This is a genomic window from Saccharospirillum sp. (genome assembly GCF_040881935.1).
Classification (GTDB): Bacteria; Pseudomonadota; Gammaproteobacteria; order Pseudomonadales; family Natronospirillaceae; genus Saccharospirillum.
This window is the reverse complement of record NZ_JBBECH010000026.1, coordinates 1-16,427: the sequence shown is the minus strand read 5'-3', so window position 1 is coordinate 16,427 and position 16,427 is coordinate 1. Positions and strand designations below refer to the sequence as shown.

At 54.6% G+C, this 16,427-nt stretch carries 18 protein-coding genes and 2 tRNA genes; 1 reads left to right on the top strand and 19 read right to left on the bottom strand.

Going from position 1 to position 16,427, the window contains the following annotated elements; translation table 11 throughout:
• Nucleotides 1-53: 53 nt before the first annotated feature.
• The 18 genes from WEB54_RS03615 to pyrB form a co-directional block, all read right to left on the bottom strand.
• On the bottom strand, nucleotides 54-494 hold the full coding sequence (locus tag WEB54_RS03615) for a histidine phosphatase family protein (protein ID WP_368053326.1): 441 nt from the start codon (nucleotides 492-494) through the stop codon (nucleotides 54-56).
• Entirely contained in the window at nucleotides 491-787 is a 297-nt protein-coding gene (locus tag WEB54_RS03610) for a DUF4389 domain-containing protein (protein WP_368053324.1), read from the bottom strand. The genes WEB54_RS03615 and WEB54_RS03610 overlap by 4 nt, the downstream gene beginning before the upstream one ends.
• Nucleotides 787-1,824 carry an NAD(P)H-dependent glycerol-3-phosphate dehydrogenase gene (locus tag WEB54_RS03605; protein WP_368053322.1) on the bottom strand — a complete coding sequence of 346 codons (1,038 nt, stop codon included), beginning with the start codon at nucleotides 1,822-1,824 and terminating at the stop codon, nucleotides 787-789. The genes WEB54_RS03610 and WEB54_RS03605 overlap by 1 nt, the downstream gene beginning before the upstream one ends.
• 90 nt (nucleotides 1,825-1,914) lie before the next feature.
• Entirely contained in the window at nucleotides 1,915-2,337 is a 423-nt protein-coding gene (locus WEB54_RS03600) for an anti-anti-sigma factor (RefSeq protein WP_368053320.1), read from the bottom strand.
• An 84-nt stretch (nucleotides 2,338-2,421) separates the two neighbouring features.
• Nucleotides 2,422-3,606, bottom strand: coding sequence for a response regulator (locus WEB54_RS03595; RefSeq protein ID WP_368053318.1), 1,185 nt, complete (start codon nucleotides 3,604-3,606; stop codon nucleotides 2,422-2,424).
• Between the two features lie 178 nt (nucleotides 3,607-3,784).
• A complete protein-coding gene (locus WEB54_RS03590) occupies nucleotides 3,785-4,588 on the bottom strand; it encodes a VacJ family lipoprotein (RefSeq protein ID WP_368053316.1) in 804 nt (267 codons plus the stop codon).
• Between the two features lie 11 nt (nucleotides 4,589-4,599).
• On the bottom strand, nucleotides 4,600-4,947 hold the full coding sequence (locus WEB54_RS03585) for a hypothetical protein (RefSeq protein ID WP_368053314.1): 348 nt from the start codon (nucleotides 4,945-4,947) through the stop codon (nucleotides 4,600-4,602).
• 233 nt (nucleotides 4,948-5,180) lie between these two features.
• The gene (locus WEB54_RS03580) at nucleotides 5,181-6,005 is read right to left on the bottom strand and encodes a MinD/ParA family protein (RefSeq protein ID WP_368053312.1); all 825 of its coding nucleotides are present in this window, start codon (nucleotides 6,003-6,005) and stop codon (nucleotides 5,181-5,183) included.
• Nucleotides 6,006-6,196: 191 nt separating this feature from the next.
• A complete protein-coding gene (locus WEB54_RS03575; protein WP_368053311.1) occupies nucleotides 6,197-6,562 on the bottom strand; it encodes an Hpt domain-containing protein in 366 nt (121 codons plus the stop codon).
• A gap of 121 nt (nucleotides 6,563-6,683) precedes the next feature.
• Nucleotides 6,684-8,474: a SpoIIE family protein phosphatase gene (locus tag WEB54_RS03570; RefSeq protein WP_368053309.1), complete on the bottom strand. Its 1,791-nt coding sequence runs from the start codon at nucleotides 8,472-8,474 to the stop codon at nucleotides 6,684-6,686.
• Nucleotides 8,471-8,776 carry an STAS domain-containing protein gene (locus WEB54_RS03565; RefSeq protein ID WP_368053307.1) on the bottom strand — a complete coding sequence of 102 codons (306 nt, stop codon included), beginning with the start codon at nucleotides 8,774-8,776 and terminating at the stop codon, nucleotides 8,471-8,473. Before WEB54_RS03565 ends, WEB54_RS03570 begins: the two co-directional genes overlap by 4 nt.
• Nucleotides 8,777-9,330: 554 nt before the next feature.
• Nucleotides 9,331-9,407, bottom strand: a tRNA-Pro gene (locus tag WEB54_RS03560).
• Nucleotides 9,408-9,460: 53 nt separating this feature from the next.
• Complete coding sequence (locus tag WEB54_RS03555) at nucleotides 9,461-9,823, bottom strand: MerR family transcriptional regulator (RefSeq protein ID WP_368053305.1); 363 nt, start codon at nucleotides 9,821-9,823, stop codon at nucleotides 9,461-9,463.
• Nucleotides 9,801-10,103 (bottom strand): integration host factor subunit alpha, encoded by a 303-nt coding sequence (gene ihfA, locus WEB54_RS03550; RefSeq protein WP_028671389.1) that lies wholly within the window; start codon nucleotides 10,101-10,103, stop codon nucleotides 9,801-9,803. The genes WEB54_RS03555 and ihfA overlap by 23 nt, the downstream gene beginning before the upstream one ends.
• A gap of 2 nt (nucleotides 10,104-10,105) precedes the next feature.
• On the bottom strand, nucleotides 10,106-12,481 hold the full coding sequence (gene pheT / locus WEB54_RS03545) for a phenylalanine--tRNA ligase subunit beta (protein ID WP_368053303.1): 2,376 nt from the start codon (nucleotides 12,479-12,481) through the stop codon (nucleotides 10,106-10,108).
• Between the two features lie 41 nt (nucleotides 12,482-12,522).
• A complete protein-coding gene (gene pheS / locus WEB54_RS03540; protein WP_368053301.1) occupies nucleotides 12,523-13,539 on the bottom strand; it encodes a phenylalanine--tRNA ligase subunit alpha in 1,017 nt (338 codons plus the stop codon).
• A 145-nt stretch (nucleotides 13,540-13,684) separates the two neighbouring features.
• On the bottom strand, nucleotides 13,685-14,161 hold the full coding sequence (pyrI, locus tag WEB54_RS03535; protein WP_368053299.1) for an aspartate carbamoyltransferase regulatory subunit: 477 nt from the start codon (nucleotides 14,159-14,161) through the stop codon (nucleotides 13,685-13,687).
• Between the two features lies 1 nt (nucleotide 14,162).
• Nucleotides 14,163-15,107: an aspartate carbamoyltransferase gene (gene pyrB, locus WEB54_RS03530; protein WP_368053297.1), complete on the bottom strand. Its 945-nt coding sequence runs from the start codon at nucleotides 15,105-15,107 to the stop codon at nucleotides 14,163-14,165.
• Nucleotides 15,108-15,394: 287 nt separating this feature from the next.
• Between pyrB and WEB54_RS03525 the strand changes: the two genes are divergently transcribed.
• The gene (locus WEB54_RS03525; RefSeq protein ID WP_368053295.1) at nucleotides 15,395-15,709 is read left to right on the top strand and encodes a ComEA family DNA-binding protein; all 315 of its coding nucleotides are present in this window, start codon (nucleotides 15,395-15,397) and stop codon (nucleotides 15,707-15,709) included.
• A gap of 549 nt (nucleotides 15,710-16,258) precedes the next feature.
• Here the strand turns inward: WEB54_RS03525 and WEB54_RS03520 are convergent.
• Nucleotides 16,259-16,333, bottom strand: a tRNA-Gly gene (locus WEB54_RS03520).
• Nucleotides 16,334-16,427 lie beyond the last annotated feature (94 nt).

Sequence of the window (16,427 nt, the reverse complement as noted above, 5' to 3'; positions counted from 1 at the left end):
AATTCAAACGATCGTTTGAACCTGAGCGGGTTGATCACTTCACCCTGCCGCTGTTACTTGAGCCAAACCAATTCGGCACCGCCAGGCATCCAGTCGGACACCCTCAGACAGGCCAGGTTGGCTGTACCAAGCGGCACACCGCCCGGTAAAGCGGTTAACTGACTGGCAAGAGAACTGAGCAAAGGATTGTGGGCGACCAGCAAAACGCGCTCCTGAGTAATCGCGCCGAGCCATTCCAGAAGTGAGGGTATTGAACTGTCCGGAGTGAGGCCATCGTTCAGGTGGTAGCCTGTTTGACCCGTCTCGGGCAAGACCAGGTCGGCCGTTTGCCGGGCACGCAGGTAAGGACTGCAAAACACCACGTCCACATTTTCCAGCTCGATCGCCACCCGGGTTACTGCTTTTCGCCCGCTGGGTACCAGTGCCCGCGACGCATCATCGGCTGCGCGCCCATAAGCTTCCGCTTCGCCGTGACGCAACAGATAAAGAATCACCGGTCGAGGTCCTGCACATCGGTCGGGTCGTCAGGCCAGTCGCTAAACGGGAAGGGTTTGTTATGGCTGAGGAACGTGAGGTAATCGAGTATTTGTTTCTGGTACAGTGCCAGTCGCTGGCAAAACCTGACCAACTGGGGATTGGGGTTGTCTTCAAACCAGGCCAATACCCACTGCACAATGGCGAGTACCGCCGTTACCAGCAGACTGATGCGCAGGATGACCCAGAACAGAATCATACACAGCGCCCGTATAACCTGGTGTTCCTTTTCTTCACGATTCAGCGATGCCATCAGATGCCTGCTCCCATGAATTCAACATCCTGTGCGAGATCACCCGCCATCAATTGGCCAGCCACGTCAGCAATGGGTTTGTCTTCGTAAATAATGGCATAGAGCCCACTCGCCAGCGGCATGTAGATCCCCATCTCACCGGCTTTTTCATGCACCATACGCAGGGTGTTGATCCCTTCGGCGGTTTCACCGACACGCTTGATCGCCTGCTTCAGCGAATCCCCCTCACCAATGTAGTAGCCAACGCGATAATTGCGACTGAGTTTGGAACTGCAGGTGACGATGAGATCGCCCACACCCGCAAGCCCCAGAAACGTCATTGGGTTGGCGCCCAGACGTACGGCAAACCGGGACATCTCGGCCAGAGACCGGGTAATGATCGCCGCCCGGGTGTTTTCAGCCATCCCCAGCGCAGAGGCCAGACCAGTGATGATGGCATAGATGTTTTTAAGCGCACCGGCCAGTTCCACACCATAGATGTCGGGGTTCCCGTACACGCGGAAATACTGGCTGCTCAGCATGGTCTGCACCTGGCTGCGCAAGGGCTGGCTGTAGGAGGCTATAACGGTCGCGGAAATCTGATGATCGGCAATTTCTTTGGCGAGATTGGGGCCACTGATGCAGCCAATGTCGTGGGCTGGTGCCAGATCGTGCAGGATTTGACTCATCAGCCGGAAACTGCCGGGCTCTATGCCCTTGGTTAAACTGACCAGCGCCGCATGCGGTTGTAACAACGGTACCGCTTGCTCAACCACTGACCGAAACGCTTTGCTGGGCACCGCAACAAAGACACAGTCAGCGTCGGCTACGGCTTCATTAAGGTCCAACACGGGTGTGAGGTTGGAACTGAGTGCATACCCCGGCAGATAACGGCTATTTTCACCCAGAGTGCGGATATCGTCGGCTTGCTTTTCACTGCGCATCCACAATCTGACGCGATGCCCATTGGTCGCGGCGATGTTCGCAATGGCGGTGCCAAAGCTGCCACCCCCCAACACGGCGATGGACTGTGGCGACCTCTCGTTGGCATGTGTCACAAATCAGTACTCCCTAAACAAAGACGCGCGACCGATTAGAGTCGCGCGTTCAAGACCTTTTGTATACCGCTGACCGGCCAATGTGGACAGTCAGTGTGGCTGATTTTCCATGCACTCGACCAATTCCCGGAAGGTATGCCGATTCTGATCATTCAATGACATCAGAATTTTATGCGCTTCCAACACCCGTTCATGGGCTGACCATTCATCGAGTGGCTCTTCGCTTTGTTCGCTCAGGGCTTCCTGGGTATCGACATCGGCATTGGGAACGATCACAAACACCCTGTCACGAAATCCCATGGTATCAACGATTCGGGTAATGTCTGCCCGGCTGGAAATCAACGTTGGTACATGTCCCATCACCGGCGTAGCCAGACGGGAAATTTTGGCCAAGAGCCCGAGACTGGTACTGTCTATGCCCTCGGCATCACTGAGATCAACGATCACAGAGATGAAGGCGGGATCGTCAACCATATTCTTGAGGCAAGTATCGAGTGTTGTGCACAACGTCATGCGCACATCTCCTGTCAACTTAATGACATAAGAGCCCGACTTATTCGCCATTAAAACGCGACCGGTACTCATCTATTATCCGACCTACTTAACCCTTTCAACCGTAAGGACTGTAATGTCGTCTGAGGCAGACCGGGTTTTACCCTCGCTCGTCATCTGCATCAAAACGTGCTGCATAGTATGGGTTGGGTCAGCACCTAACTCAAGTAGATGTGCCTCCTTTTCTTGCAATGATACGTCAGCCAACAACTCTAGAAAGCCATCGGACACGACAGAAAGGCGCTCGAATCCGTCCAGTTTCTGACGCCTGTTTTCAAAGGTCGCATCGTCGAACAAGCCGACGGCCAGACTCTCCGGCTCAATCGCGCGGCAGACCTCGCGGGTACAGAGCACCGGGGCTGGGAAATGGGCGGCCGAGGCGTAATCGAGGGTGTTATCTTCTGTATCGATCACACCGTAGAACATGGTGGCATGCTTGCCAGTCTGGGTGCGAATCAGCTCCAGATTGATCTGGCGCAGCACCTGCGCCGGAATCAATACGACATCGGAGGCGTCGTTCTCCATTTCATCGCGTAAACGGTCAATCTGGTTCTTGATCAACAGGGTAATCAATGCAGAACTGGCGCCATGGCCCGACACGTCAGCCATATAAAACACCAGTTTCCCCGGGATGACCTGAAAGTAGTCGACCAGATCGCCACTCAAATAGTTGGAGGGCACCATTTGGTGGCTGATGCGGTATTGATCATGAGTCAGCGCAAATTCCGGGAGCAACCGCTGTTGCACCGCCCTGCCAGCCTGTAAATCGAGTTTGAGCCGGTCTACGTGATCCTGCAACTCCTGGTTGCGGGATTCCAGCTCAACGCGATAGCGATAATTTTCCTTGACCAGAAAGGAGCGCTCGAGCGCCCGCTCAACGGAATGCTCCAGTACGCCGAGATCAACGATAGGCTTCATCAGGTAGTCGCTGGCACCCAGCCGCAATGCCTCAACCACATCGGTCATCACCCCAGCACCCGACACCACAATCACCGGTACTTCATCGGTGAGTTCCATAATGCGGCGCAACAGCGACAAGCCGTCCATGACGGGCATACGAAGGTCACAGATGATCAGATCCGGCGACTTTTTCTCGTACAGAGCCAATGCCTGCTGCCCGTTTTCTGCTTCCAGTACGGTATAGCCGCTGTCTTCGAGGTAAGCGACAATCGAATCCCGGATGGCTTGTTCGTCATCAACAACCAAAAGTGTGGCTTCAGTGAGTGGCATCTTGTTGACTTCCCCAGGGTATTGCAGGCAACTTAACGGGGTGGGTCAGCGAACGCAACCACTGAATGGTTTCGTGATCCCGAAACTGGTTGATCAAACCAACGAAAGACCCGAACGGGAGAGTTGAGCTTGAGCTAAGAAGCGGCAGGCACCTTTTATGCTCCTTGCTCAAAGTGACCTAAAACGACTCATCGATAAAGGTTTCGTCAGATGCTTCCGACTCTCCGAAGCCGCTTTCATCGACAAAATCGCTGTCTGAGGCTGTGCCTGTCGGATTATTCAGGAAACTGTCGGACACGTTGTTCCCGTCGGACACGTCATAGTTGCGTTTCGACAAATACGCTTCGCGCAACACAAGATAACCATCGCCACCGATGAGGCTATCAGATGCCAATAGATCCGCACGTGTCTGCAAACCGTCCAGCGTTGCCAGACCCGTCCGTTCCAATAGGTTAAGCTCGGAATATTGCAGTGGGCTCAGCCAGATATCGCCTAGAAAACCCGAGCTGTCGCGAATACTTGAAGGCCCCAATAGCGGCAACACCAGATAGGGTCCCGGACCCATACCCCAGACACCGAGTGTCTGCCCGAAATCTTCAACTTTGGGCTCGATGCCAATGTGACGGGCGACATCGAATACTCCGAGCAGGCCGACAGTGGAATTAATCAGAAAACGACCGGTGGAGGATCCAGTGGCGCGCCATTTTCCCTGCAACAGATTATTGGAGGCGTTACGCCCCTCGCCAATGTTCTGAAAGAAATTGCGCACACCACGTTCAAACGGGTCAGGCGTGACCGCTTGGTACGTCACCGACAGCGGCCGCAATATGGCCTGGTCGAGACCATCATTCACCCGGTAAATAAAGCGGTTAGTGGGTTCAAACGGGTCGTGACTCTGAGCTAAAGCCAGTGGAGCCAGTACCAACGACCAACCCAGCAAGGTCACGCTGGTAACGAATCGAAGTATCGGGGTCAGAGTCAAAGGGGGTGTCCTTAGGCGGTGTGCCGGGCATCACTCATCCATTGCGCCAGGGCTTGCTCCGCCCGGCTTTGGGAGCGCTGGGATGCCAGTTTATCAACCACAGGCTCAGCAGCGCTGCGTTCTGGTTTTTTTGCTACCGGTGCCGTATCCGGAGTCTGGGCAGAGTGCATCAACAACTGTTCAAATAGGCTGGGTGGCGTGCGAATCTGTTTTTCCAGGTGCTTGACTCTATTGCCGACGCCAATGACACACTGCCCTATCATCTTCACTTCCTGGCCCAACGCCTGAGGCGTCTGCCCCAGTCTGGCTTTCAGTTGTTTGATCTTACGCCCGTGGCTCCAATTTACCAGACCAAGCATGACAATCAAGCCCGCCAACCCGAAGGTCGGCCCATATGAATACCCCAGTGCGATCAATGTTGAACCATAGCCATTGTGCGTTACCCCCCTTCACCAGTCAGTGTCTTGACGTTTCAGAGGGTTATGCACAAGTCGCGTCAGACGGCCTGTTCGCTCAGAGATCGGCAATCTCGGCCCACTCACGTTCGGTCAGCAGCTTCTCAATTTCAATAGTGTACTGCTGCACCGACATCTCAGACAACTCCCGCTCCGTAGACGAGTCGCTCAACAAAAAACTCCAGATTCCCTCTGGGAGTGCTGGGCAGGGGCCATGTGGCCACTTTCTGGGCGATCGACCGGTAAGCTACCGCCGCCTTGGAGCGTGGGTAGGCCTCTATGACCGCTTTTTGCCGTTGAACCGCCTTACGCACCGATTCATCCATCGGTACTGATCCCACATACTGCAAGGTGACATCCAGAAACCGGTCCGTCACTTTGGACAGTTTGTTGAACAGATTCTGCCCCTCCGACGTGGTGCGAACCATATTGGCGACCACCCGGAAGCGTTCGACCTGACAATCCCGGCTCAATACCTTGATCAATGCATACGCATCAGTCACCGATGTAGGTTCATCGGTGACTACAATGATCGCCTCCTGGGCGGCCCGCACGAAGTTGGTGACGGTTTTGGAAATACCCGCGGCGGTATCGACGATAAGAACATCCATCTGATCACCCAGCTCGCTGAAAGCCGCAATAATGCCAGCATGTTCGCGCTCACCGAGGTTCGCCATTTTCTGGGTACCGGAAGAAGCCGGGATGATTTTCACCCCGCCCGGTCCGGGCACCAGAATGTCGCGCAACTCGGCATTGCCACTGAGCACATCGCTAATATTACGACCCGCCGGTATGCCCAGCAGAATGTCGATGTTGGCCAGACCGAGGTCCGCATCCAGTAACACGACGCGTTTGCCGAGTTCAGCCAGAGCGACCGCCAGATTGACCGACACATTGCTCTTGCCAACACCGCCTTTACCGCCAGTGACGGCAATCACTTGAATAGGATTCAAACCACTCATTCGATTCTGCTCTCCAGTCTTGCCACAGTATAGGCAATTAGCGTCGCTTTGTCGGTGCTTGTGCTCAGACCAACAGCGGCCGGTTTCCGCAGAGACGACAGGACATTCGCCAGAGGTATAGGGCAGATTACCCCGGGACTATCGCAACATGGCAACCAGACGCTTAAGACGGTAATCAGCCTGTTATCAGATTATAGATAAGAACCGCGCATCAGTGTTTCGACCTGATTCAGTTCTATTTCGATCCGATCTACCAGGCCCTTGGATCCCTGAGTTCGGCCTGAGCGAGCCAGGTCTTCAAGTTCACGACACAGATCGGACAATTGCTTGGCGCCAACATTCAGCGTGCTGCCCTTGAAGCTGTGCGCCGACTGACGAATATCTTCGGGGATACCTGAATTGGCGGTACGCACCAGTTCCCGCACGCGGACTCTGGCATCGGTGAGAAAGGTGTCGATCAGATCCGGGAAATCGTCTTCCAGCAGAGTCTTCAACTCCCCCAGTATCGTTACATCCAGATGGTCTTCTATCTGCATGGGAGTATCAGAATCAGACATGGCGGCCTCGCGTTGGGTAATTGAGTAGCGCACACCGTCCCTGGAGCTCCGTAAACCGGGTACAGACGATAATAGGCGGTATTGGGCGTGTTTTACAGTCGAAGCCGACAAGTTCCTCTGTTTAGTTGCCAGTGTGCTTTACCACGACTCCGTTCCTTGGCCAGCGCACGACGGCTCTAACCGACCGTCCTTCATCCAGATAGGTCAATTCGTCGCTCAATTGCTGGATCAGCGTAATACCCCGGCCACTGTAGTCCCAGTTCACATTAGGCCGCAAGACCGAATCAGCCAAATGATCCGTCGCACTTTGCGCGTCAGTGGTTAGGTCCCCATCACCGTAGTTGGCATAATCGAACCCGGTTCCGGTGTCGGTGACTTCCATAATCAATTCGCCGCCAACCGGCAGCGGGCGATGGGTCAGCGTAAGACGGACGCTGCCATTGGACAGCGCCGCCAGCGCCTGTTCACGTCGCAAATAGTATTGTCCAAACCCCTGTGGGCCGGTCTTCAGGCTGGAGTCGAGTTCCAGCACGCCATGTTCCAGGGCATTACTGAATAATTCGGCGAGCAAGGTATATAGCTGCCCGCCCAGGGGTCGAAGCCCTTCGACTTCCATCAACAGATTCATCACCAGCGGTAACGGATTAAACGCAGCCAGGCTCTGGTCATGCAAGGCCAGGCTCAGGGTCCAGTTGACAGGTCCCCCAATAGACCCCTTGCTCGACTCGTAGGTGGTCATACCAATCTGTTCTATATCGACCATTTTGGCGGTGACCAGAGTAATGTCATCATCGCGGTCGCTGCCGCCCATAAAGCGGTCAACCTGGTCCAGTATGGCCTGGAAAATCAGGTCCGGACTGTCTGTGCTAGCAAATACCTGATTCAACCGGTCTTCGCCAAACATCTCATTGGTGCTGTTACGACTTTCGACTATTCCGTCAGACCACAAAAACACCCGGTCGCCGTTGTGCATCACGACATCCTGACTGTGCGGGTCGAACTCCTGCGGGTCCAGAACCCCCAGGGGCAAATGCGTGCTGGCAAACCGCTCAACCTTGCCGCTCTGCTCGCGAAACAGATAAACATCGGGCACGCCACCAACCCAAACCCGGGCCGACTTGTTGTGAAAGTTCAATTCCACCATGGCTCCACAGCAGAACACACCCACCGGCAATATTTTGCACAGTTTGCTGTTAACTTCACGCAGCACTTCTTCCATCGAGAAGCCTTTGGAGGTCATCCCATAGAATATTTCTGCCAGGGGCATGGCACCTATGGCGGCGGGCAACCCGTGGCCGGTGAAATCGCCCAGAAACAGCAGCATACCACCGTCTGGCTTGCGCTCAGCCAGCACGGTGTCACCGTTAAACACAGCCATTGGCGACAGCGAATGTTGAATATTGGGAAGGTTCAGACACCCGGAATGAGCCACGTTGTCAAAAACGGTCTTGGCTACTTGCTGCTCCAGCAACATTTGCCGGTTATGGCGCTGCAACTGGGCATGCATGACCCGCATGCGGCTGAAGGCGTTGATCTTGGCTTTGAGAATAACCCGGTTGTAGGGCTTTGACATGAAGTCATCGCCGCCACTGTCGAGGCATTCCGCCAGAGATTCAGCATCTTGCAGTGAGGTAAGGAAAATAATGGGCACCAGGTCGCTGTCTGCCAGTGCTTTGATGGCGCGACTGGCTTCCAGGCCGTTCATGACCGGCATCAGGGCATCCATCAGCACAATATCAGGCGAGTGCTGCTTAAACAGTTCGACCGCCTCACGACCATCGGTCGCCAGCAGCACCTCATGCCCCTCCCGGCGCACAATGGCCTGAAGTATCATCCTGTCGGACTGATTGTCATCCGCGATCAGTACTCGCAGCCCCTGACCCGTGGGTTGGCTGGCTGGCTTAATGGTCATTCGATCCTGAACAACTGTCCGAAATTGGAGATGGTCAGGATTTTGCGAACGTCCTCATTGCAATTCACAATGCGGATCTCGGAATGGTCGCCCCCGGCATGATCCCGAAGTAACAGCAGCATTCCCAGGGCAGAACTGTCCAGGTAGGTGGCATCGCACATATCAATGGTATAAATATTGATGTCCGGCGAGGCATTCTCGTAAATCTGACGAAACTCCTGATGCGAACTGAAATCAAACCGGCCAGTGATCTTAATGGTGATCTCGCGCCCGTTGTCGCTGGGAATTGCCGACACTGTCATAATAAATCCTCTGTGGTGTATTGGGCTCTGGGTGGGCGCCCTTGTTATTTTTTTAGCGGCTCCAGGAGGATAACACCTCCCGATGATCTGGCCCGCAATCGGTTACTTTACTGGTTGCACTGGCGAGCTGGCAAGCCTGCACCTGCGTTATCGTCCCGGTCCGGACCGCTGCGCCATTTGACCGACCCACTCATCCAGTGCTTTTTGCTCTTTGCGGCCGGGCCAGGGGCCGACCCGTCTTCATCGGCGATGGTGGTGCCGCAGGCTGGCCCGGTACATTCTGAATATCGAGACGATGATCGGACATCTGTATTCCCCTTAAACACCCCCGCGGTCAAGAGTGTAAAAAAACCAGTGATCCTGGTCTATTCGGGCTCAGGGCAACAAAAAACAGTCGCTTTACGCTCGAAAAGACCACTGACAAGGGAGACAGAGCAAAGGATGGGCCAATCTTTGACGCTTGGGGCAGAAGACCGACAACACATATTGAATACTGCTGGGTAATTCCAGACACAAAAAAGCCAGCTCAGTGGCTGGCTCTTTTGTGATGTTTTTGGTCGGGCATGCAGGATTTGAACCTGCGACCCTCGCCACCCCATGACGATGCGCTACCAGACTGCGCTAATGCCCGAAAACGTCGCGAATAATACGCTAAGCAGTTGAAAAATCAAACCTTTTTGACGATTAATCGTCAGAGAGTAACTTCAGTACCGCTTCGAGTTCGCGAATCATATCCTGAATCAAAGCCTGGTGTTGGTGTTGCATCACCTCGCTCTCTTCAGGATCGGACAGTTTCTGCCGGGCGCCCCCAATGGTAAAGCCATCTTCATAAAGCAGATGACGAATCTGGCGAATCAGCACGACATCATCCCGCTGGTAATAACGACGGTTACCCCGACGTTTTACCGGGCTGAGCTGCGGAAACTCCTGTTCCCAATAACGCAGGACATGTGGCTTGACCGCACACAGTTCACTGACTTCACCAATGGTGAAGTATCGCTTCCCTGGGATAGGAGGCAATTCATTATTCTGGCTCGGTTCCAGCATATGCCTCGACTTTTACCTTAAGCTTCTGACCGGGACGAAATGTCACCACCCTGCGCGCTGAAATCGGGATTTCTTCACCCGTCTTCGGATTCCTGCCAGGACGCTGACGCTTATCTCTGAGGTCAAAATTGCCAAACCCCGAGAGCTTAACCTGCTCGTTGTGCACTAGCGAGTCGCGAATCTCCTCGAAGAAGATTTCGACCATTTCCTTTGCTTCACGTTTATTCAGGCCAAGCTCTTCGTACAAGCGCTCTGCCATCTCCGCTTTGGTCAAGGCCATTCTCAGTTCCTCAGCGCAGCATCGAACCTCGTCTGCAAGGTATTGATGATCGAATCCATCAAACTGTTTACTTCTTCATCAGTAAGAGTGCGCGAAGGATTCTGCCAGGTCAAGCCCAGAGCCACGCTTTTTCGTTGCGAATCAATGCCTTTGCCGCGATAGATATCAAACAGGGTCAAGCTTTCAAGGTCTTCTCCAGCTATCTCACGAACACTGTTCATCAGGTCCGCAACCGGTGTTTCCTCGTCGACAACGACCGCCAGATCACGCGTACTGCCGGGGTAACGAGACAAAGCAGTGAAAGCAGGCAACTGAGTTTTGGCAATCCGGTCCAGCCGCAGCTCAAACAGAAAGGTCGGTTGCTTGATATCAAATTGTCGCGCCAGGCTCGGATGCAGGGCACCGATGTAACCAACCAGTTTGCCATTTCGTTCAATTCGAGCACTCTGCCCCGGGTGCAGCGCCGAATGCCGGCCCGGCAGAAAATCAAACTCCACACCCTTTACCAGCGCCAGTACTTGTTCAACATCGCCTTTAACATCGAAAAAGTCGAGCAACTCACCATTCTCATACCAGGCTTCCGGCAGGCGGCTGCCGGTCGCAATACCGGACACCATCGCGATCTGCTCCGTTCCCTTGGCCGTTACCCGGAAACGCAAACCGGTCTCGAATAGCCGGACCCGGTCTTGCTGCCGCTTCAGGTTGTGTGTCAGTGCCTTGACCAGGCCAGGCCATAAAGACACCCGCATCACCGCCATATCCGCAGAAATGGGGTTTGCCAGTTCAATGCCCGCTTCTTTCGGGAACATAGCCTGCTGCAACGCTGGCTCAACAAAACTGTAGGTGATGGCTTCCTGATAGCCGAGCGCGGCCAGCCGATCGGCAACCGCAGCCGTTGTCACTCGCTGCTCGGGTTTGCCACGCGGCCCCAGTGCCGCTTTGGGCTGGGTAACCGGCAGCCGGTTATAGCCGTAAATGCGGGCAATTTCTTCGACCAGATCGGCTTCAATCGCCATATCAAAGCGCCAGCTTGGCGCTGCCACTTGCCAGGTGCCCGGAGCGGTCTCGTTAAGCACAAAACCCAGGCCGGTAAGAATCCGGTCAATCTCATCACGACTGATTTCCAACCCGAGCGCAGATTTAACATGGTCAGCACTCAGCGAAATGACGGCCGCTTCCGGCACATTGGCTGTTACTTCGTGCACCTGTATTGGGCCAGGCTCAGCACCACATATGTCCATTAACAGACGCGTCGCTCGCTCGACCGCAACTTCCTGCAAGGCCGGGTCGACGCCGCGCTCAAACCGGTGGCTCGCGTCAGTGTGCAACCCGAAACTGCGCGCCCGACCAGCAATCTCGATCGGCGCGAAGAAGGCGCTTTCCAGGAATACGCGACGAGTCTCCGGCGACACGCCGCTCTGTTCTCCACCCATAACACCCGCCATCGCCAGCGGGCCAGCGGCGTCGGTAATAAGCAGAACGTTCTCTGCTAATGTAAGGATCTGTCCGTCCAGCAGTTCGAGGGTTTCATTATCCTGCGCCCGGCGGACAACGATACCCCCTTTTAAACGATCCAGATCAAAACCGTGCAATGGCTGACCCAGCTCTAGCATCACATAGTTGGTCACATCTACTACCGGGTCGATCGAGCGAATGCCCGACCGGCGCAGTCGTTCAACCATCCACAAAGGTGACTCTGCCGCCACATTCACATTGTTCAGCACGCGACTTACATAGCGCGGGCAACCCACCGGGTCTTCCAGACTGACCGGGAAGGTATCCTGATGCGTCGCCGCAACCGGTTCAATCGCCGGCGCTGTCACCGTAAGATCATTCAGTACTGCAACTTCGCGGGCCAGGCCAGCAATGCTCAGGCAGTCGGCGCGGTTCGGGGTCAGATCAATCTCGATGTTCAGATCGTCCAGGTTCAGCAGCGTGCGTACGTCTTGCCCTACCGGCGCTGACGCGGCCAATTCAAGAATGCCATCGTGGTTATCGGATAGCCCCAGCTCTTTTTCGCTGCACAGCATCCCCTGGCTTTCGACATCCCGCAGTTTGGCTTTTTTAATCTTAAAATCGCCCGGTAATACGGCCCCAACCTGCGCCAGCGCTACTTTAAGACCGGCACGGGCGTTGGGCGCACCACAGACTATCTGAACGGTACCCTCGCCGGTATCGACACTACACACCTGCAGTTTATCGGCATTGGGGTGCGGCTCGCAGCCGGTGATATGGGCAACAATAACCCCGGAGAACGCCTCAGCCACCGGCTCGGCGCCGTCCACTTCCAGGCCAGCCATGGTGATTTGATCCATGAGTGCCTGTGCATTAAGGTCCGGGTTGACCCACTCGCGTAACCATTGTTCGCTGATTTTCATATTCTGTTAACCATCCTGACTGTTTGACGGACTACCGGGGTTCAGTTGAACTGGCGCAAAAACTTAAGGTCGTTCTCAAAGAACAGCCTTAGATCGTTAACGCCATAGCGCAACATCGCCAACCGCTCGACCCCCATGCCAAACGCAAATCCCTTATAGGTAGTGCTGTCGATATTCGAGGCTGCCAACACGTTGGGATGCACCATGCCGCAGCCCATTACTTCCAGCCACCCGGTGTGGCTGCACACACGGCACCCATCACCCTGGCACATCACACATTCGATATCGACTTCGGCTGAAGGCTCGGTAAACGGGAAATAGGACGGGCGAAAACGAACCGCCAGTTCTTTTTCGAAGAACACTCGCAGGAACTCTTCTACCGTGCCTTTCAGATCGGCGAAGCTGACGTCGGTATCGATCATCAGGCCTTCCATCTGGTGGAACATGGGTGTGTGCGTCAGATCGGAATCGCAACGATACACCCGCCCCGGGCAAATCACCCGGAAGGGGGGTTTGCCAACTTCCATGGTCCGTACCTGCACCGGTGAGGTGTGGGTACGCAGCAAGGTGGTGGCGTCAAAATAGAAGGTATCGTGCATGGCGCGCGCCGGGTGATGCGACGGGATATTGAGCGCTTCGAAATTGTGGTAGTCGTCTTCAATTTCCGGACCGACGGCAACGTCGTAACCGATGGCGGTGAAGAAGGATTCCATGCGACGCAGCGTTTGAGTCACCGGATGCAAACCACCCTTACCTTGCCGACGGCCGGGCTGGGTGACATCCACCTGCTCTTCGGTTAGGCGCTGACTCAGCGCGGCCTCTTCCAGCTCGGCTTTGCGCAAGGCAATGGCATCAGCAACCGCTGTCTTGACCTCGTTGATCTTTGCACCCGCAGCCGGACGTTCCTCGGCAGACAGAGCCCCCAAGCTTTTCAACTGGGCGGTAATCTCGCCTTTTTTGCCCAGAAACCGGACTCTAAGGTCATCCAATTCCTGAGTTTCCTTGGCGTGGCGAACCGCTTCCAGAGCGCGTTCATGCAGTTGAGCTAGGGTTTCCATGGACTGTCGAGACTCCCGTCGGAAATAGGCTGTAAAAAGCCTTTACTATAGAGATGAGATTAAAATAAGCAACTGAAAAACAAGGCTTTTTAGCGCTAAAACCGTGAACGGCACTGCATTGGGCAGTGCCTTTGACACACCCGGCTCAGAGGCTGCCTTGCTCAATAAACAGGCTATCGGCGAAGGCACGTTCACAATAGTGACACTTCAGTTTCACGGCGTCGGCGGCGACCAACACACTGAACCGGGTATCGACCGGCTCATTGTGCGTGATGCAATTGGTATTGGGGCATACAAACACGCCAACAAAGCGCTCGGGCAAACCAATCGGGAATTTGCGGACTACGCGGTAGTCTTCAATGATATTGACCGTTGCCCGGGGTGCAAACAGCGCCATTTCGGCGGCATCACTCTCGGTAAAACGCCACTCGTCGATCTTGATCAGATCTTTAAGGCCACCACCATGGCTGGGCAGGTTCAGACCTACGGTCAGGCGGGCCTTAGCGTTCTTGAGCTGTAAACGCCCCAGAATGGTCAACCCCTTCCCGGCCGGAATATGGTCGATGACGGTGCCGGACTGGATCGCCTCAACCAGCATTTTATCCCGGTTGGTTTCAGACATATCAGCGTGCTCCCGGAAATGGCAATTCAGTGGCTTCGTTCAGTACGCCGGACAACAAGGCCTGGCGAGCGTACACACCGTTTTCGGCTTGCTGGAAATAATAAGCATAGGGTGTCCGGTCAACACTGGGATGTATTTCATCGACCCTGGGCAGCGGATGCATCACCCGCAGGTTGGTTTTGGCCTGAGTCAGCATGTCGGCCCTCAGGATAAACTGAGAGGCAATGTGTGTGTATTCCGTCGGATCCAGACGCTCTTTTTGCACCCGGGTCATGTACAGCACATCCACCAGTGGAATAACCTCCTCCAGCGACTCAACCCGGGTGAAACGAATGCCCATAGACGCCAGGTTATCTTCAATATAAGCAGGCATTACCAGGGCATCCGGAGAAACAAAATAGAACGTCGGACTAAAATGCCCCAGTGCCTGGGCCAGCGAATGCACCGTACGGCCGTATTTCAGATCCCCCACCAGCGCCACAGACAGCCCATCCAGCCGCCCCTGACATTCGGCGATCGATACCAGATCGAGTAAGGTTTGGGTGGGATGCTGATTAGCCCCGTCTCCGCCATTGATGACCGGAACCCCAGCCACCTCAGCCGCCAACCGGGCCGACCCTTCCTGCGGATGACGCATAATAATGGCATCGGCATAAGAGCCGATCATTTGAATGCTGTCTGACAGGGTCTCCCCTTTTTTGGCCGAGGTATTACCACTGTCGGAAAAACCGATCAGGGTACCACCGAGTCGCTGAACCGCGGTCTCGAATGACAACCGGGTGCGAGTTGACGCCTCAAAAAAACAACTGGCGATCAGCCGATCCTTCAACAGTGGAAGTGGCCCGGAGTGTTTGAGCTCGGCCGAACGATTAACGATGAATTCGAGATCAGAGCGCGACAAATCGCCTATGGAAATAACATCACGTCGATAAAGAGGGTTGCTCATGTACCTGCCCAAGCAAGATTTGGCGCATTATAAAGCAAGACGCAGGCTATACAATTCTTGCGGCCATCTTATCCAGCACCCCACGCCCCGGAAACGGTTTTTCATCATGGCCGAAAACTTGTGATCAACTTCACAACAGTGTTCGAAAGGTGTTACCAGACGCCACCAGGAGTATACCCTCAGTATACTTGAACAATGGTTGTTCTTTCCGGCTGGGTAGTTTGCTACTTTTATTTCGCCCGCTGTAACGGCACTAAAAAACACTCAACAACCAATAAGGAAAGACGATGTTGAAAAAAGGAATCATCACCCTGGGACTGGCGATCAGCTGCTTACTGCCACTGGCACACGCAGAGGATACGACCACCGAAACAGCAACCGCAGAATCCGTTGTACTGCACGTTGATATCAACAATGACTCCGCCGAAAAACTGGCCGACTTGCTCGACGGCGTCGGTCTAGTCAGGGCCGAGGCCATTGTGGCCTACCGCGATGAGTTTGGCCCCTTTATCGCACCTGAAGACCTGATGAACGTTCAGGGCATCGGGCCAGCGACCCTCGAAAAAAACCGGGATCGCATTCAGGTAGGCATGACCGACTGATAACCAAAACACCAGGGACGGAAAGCGGCCAGGAAGGCAGTAAAGACAGGCGTAGGGTTCACCAGGTGCAGGATCAGGGACGACAGCAGGACGCTGGCTAGTGTGGCGGGAAGCCAAAGACAAGGCAGTTTCAAGGGACCCCCGAACCACCCGTTCGGGTAGCGCAGGGAGCCGCGCACAGGGAATAAACGCAGGGAGTCAGATTCAGGGAAGTACGAGTAGGGAAGCTGTCGCCAGGGAAACGGAGCACCAGGATCGGTGTTACCCACCAGGCATCAAGACAACCGGGACATCTGATCAATGTTCCGGTTTTTTTATCTGGCGAAATGTGATGGATCGCAACGAGATGAAATCTCAGTTCCCCATAAACAGAAAAAGCAGCCCTTGGCTGCTTTCGCTTTAATTTGGAGCGGGATTAAACGCCTGGAGCGTTTAACGACGCGTTAGCGCCCGAAGGGGCCATCACAGGGAGGTGATGGATCGCAACGAGATGGAATTTCGGTTCCCATAAACAGAAAAAGCAGCCCTTGGGCTGCTTTCGCTTTAATTTGGAGCGGGAAACGAGATTCGAACTCGCGACCCCAACCTTGGCAAGGTTGTGCTCTACCACTGAGCTATTCCCGCGTATTTTGTCTCAAGAACACTAAAGGTTCTGAAAACAAAAAATGGTATCCCGTAGGGGACTCGAACCCCTGTTACCGCCGTGAAAGGGCGGTGT

Bases quoted from the DNA above. Each gene is read 5' to 3' on its own strand.
- WEB54_RS03610 (WP_368053324.1), bottom strand. From the start codon at position 787: ATGGCATCGCTGAATCGTGAAGAAAAGGAACACCAGGTTATACGGGCG.
- WEB54_RS03600 (WP_368053320.1), bottom strand. From the start codon at position 2,337: ATGACGTTGTGCACAACACTCGATACTTGCCTCAAGAATATGGTTGAC.
- WEB54_RS03595 (WP_368053318.1), bottom strand. From the start codon at position 3,606: ATGCCACTCACTGAAGCCACACTTTTGGTTGTTGATGACGAACAAGCC.
- WEB54_RS03585 (WP_368053314.1), bottom strand. From the start codon at position 4,947: ATGCTTGGTCTGGTAAATTGGAGCCACGGGCGTAAGATCAAACAACTG.
- WEB54_RS03580 (WP_368053312.1), bottom strand. From the start codon at position 6,005: ATGAGTGGTTTGAATCCTATTCAAGTGATTGCCGTCACTGGCGGTAAA.
- WEB54_RS03575 (WP_368053311.1), bottom strand. From the start codon at position 6,562: ATGTCTGATTCTGATACTCCCATGCAGATAGAAGACCATCTGGATGTA.
- WEB54_RS03570 (WP_368053309.1), bottom strand. From the start codon at position 8,474: ATGACCATTAAGCCAGCCAGCCAACCCACGGGTCAGGGGCTGCGAGTA.
- WEB54_RS03565 (WP_368053307.1), bottom strand. From the start codon at position 8,776: ATGACAGTGTCGGCAATTCCCAGCGACAACGGGCGCGAGATCACCATT.
- WEB54_RS03555 (WP_368053305.1), bottom strand. From the start codon at position 9,823: ATGCTGGAACCGAGCCAGAATAATGAATTGCCTCCTATCCCAGGGAAG.
- ihfA (WP_028671389.1), bottom strand. From the start codon at position 10,103: ATGGCCTTGACCAAAGCGGAGATGGCAGAGCGCTTGTACGAAGAGCTT.
- pheT (WP_368053303.1), bottom strand. From the start codon at position 12,481: ATGAAAATCAGCGAACAATGGTTACGCGAGTGGGTCAACCCGGACCTT.
- pheS (WP_368053301.1), bottom strand. From the start codon at position 13,539: ATGGAAACCCTAGCTCAACTGCATGAACGCGCTCTGGAAGCGGTTCGC.
- pyrI (WP_368053299.1), bottom strand. From the start codon at position 14,161: ATGTCTGAAACCAACCGGGATAAAATGCTGGTTGAGGCGATCCAGTCC.
- pyrB (WP_368053297.1), bottom strand. From the start codon at position 15,107: ATGAGCAACCCTCTTTATCGACGTGATGTTATTTCCATAGGCGATTTG.
- WEB54_RS03525 (WP_368053295.1), top strand. From the start codon at position 15,395: ATGTTGAAAAAAGGAATCATCACCCTGGGACTGGCGATCAGCTGCTTA.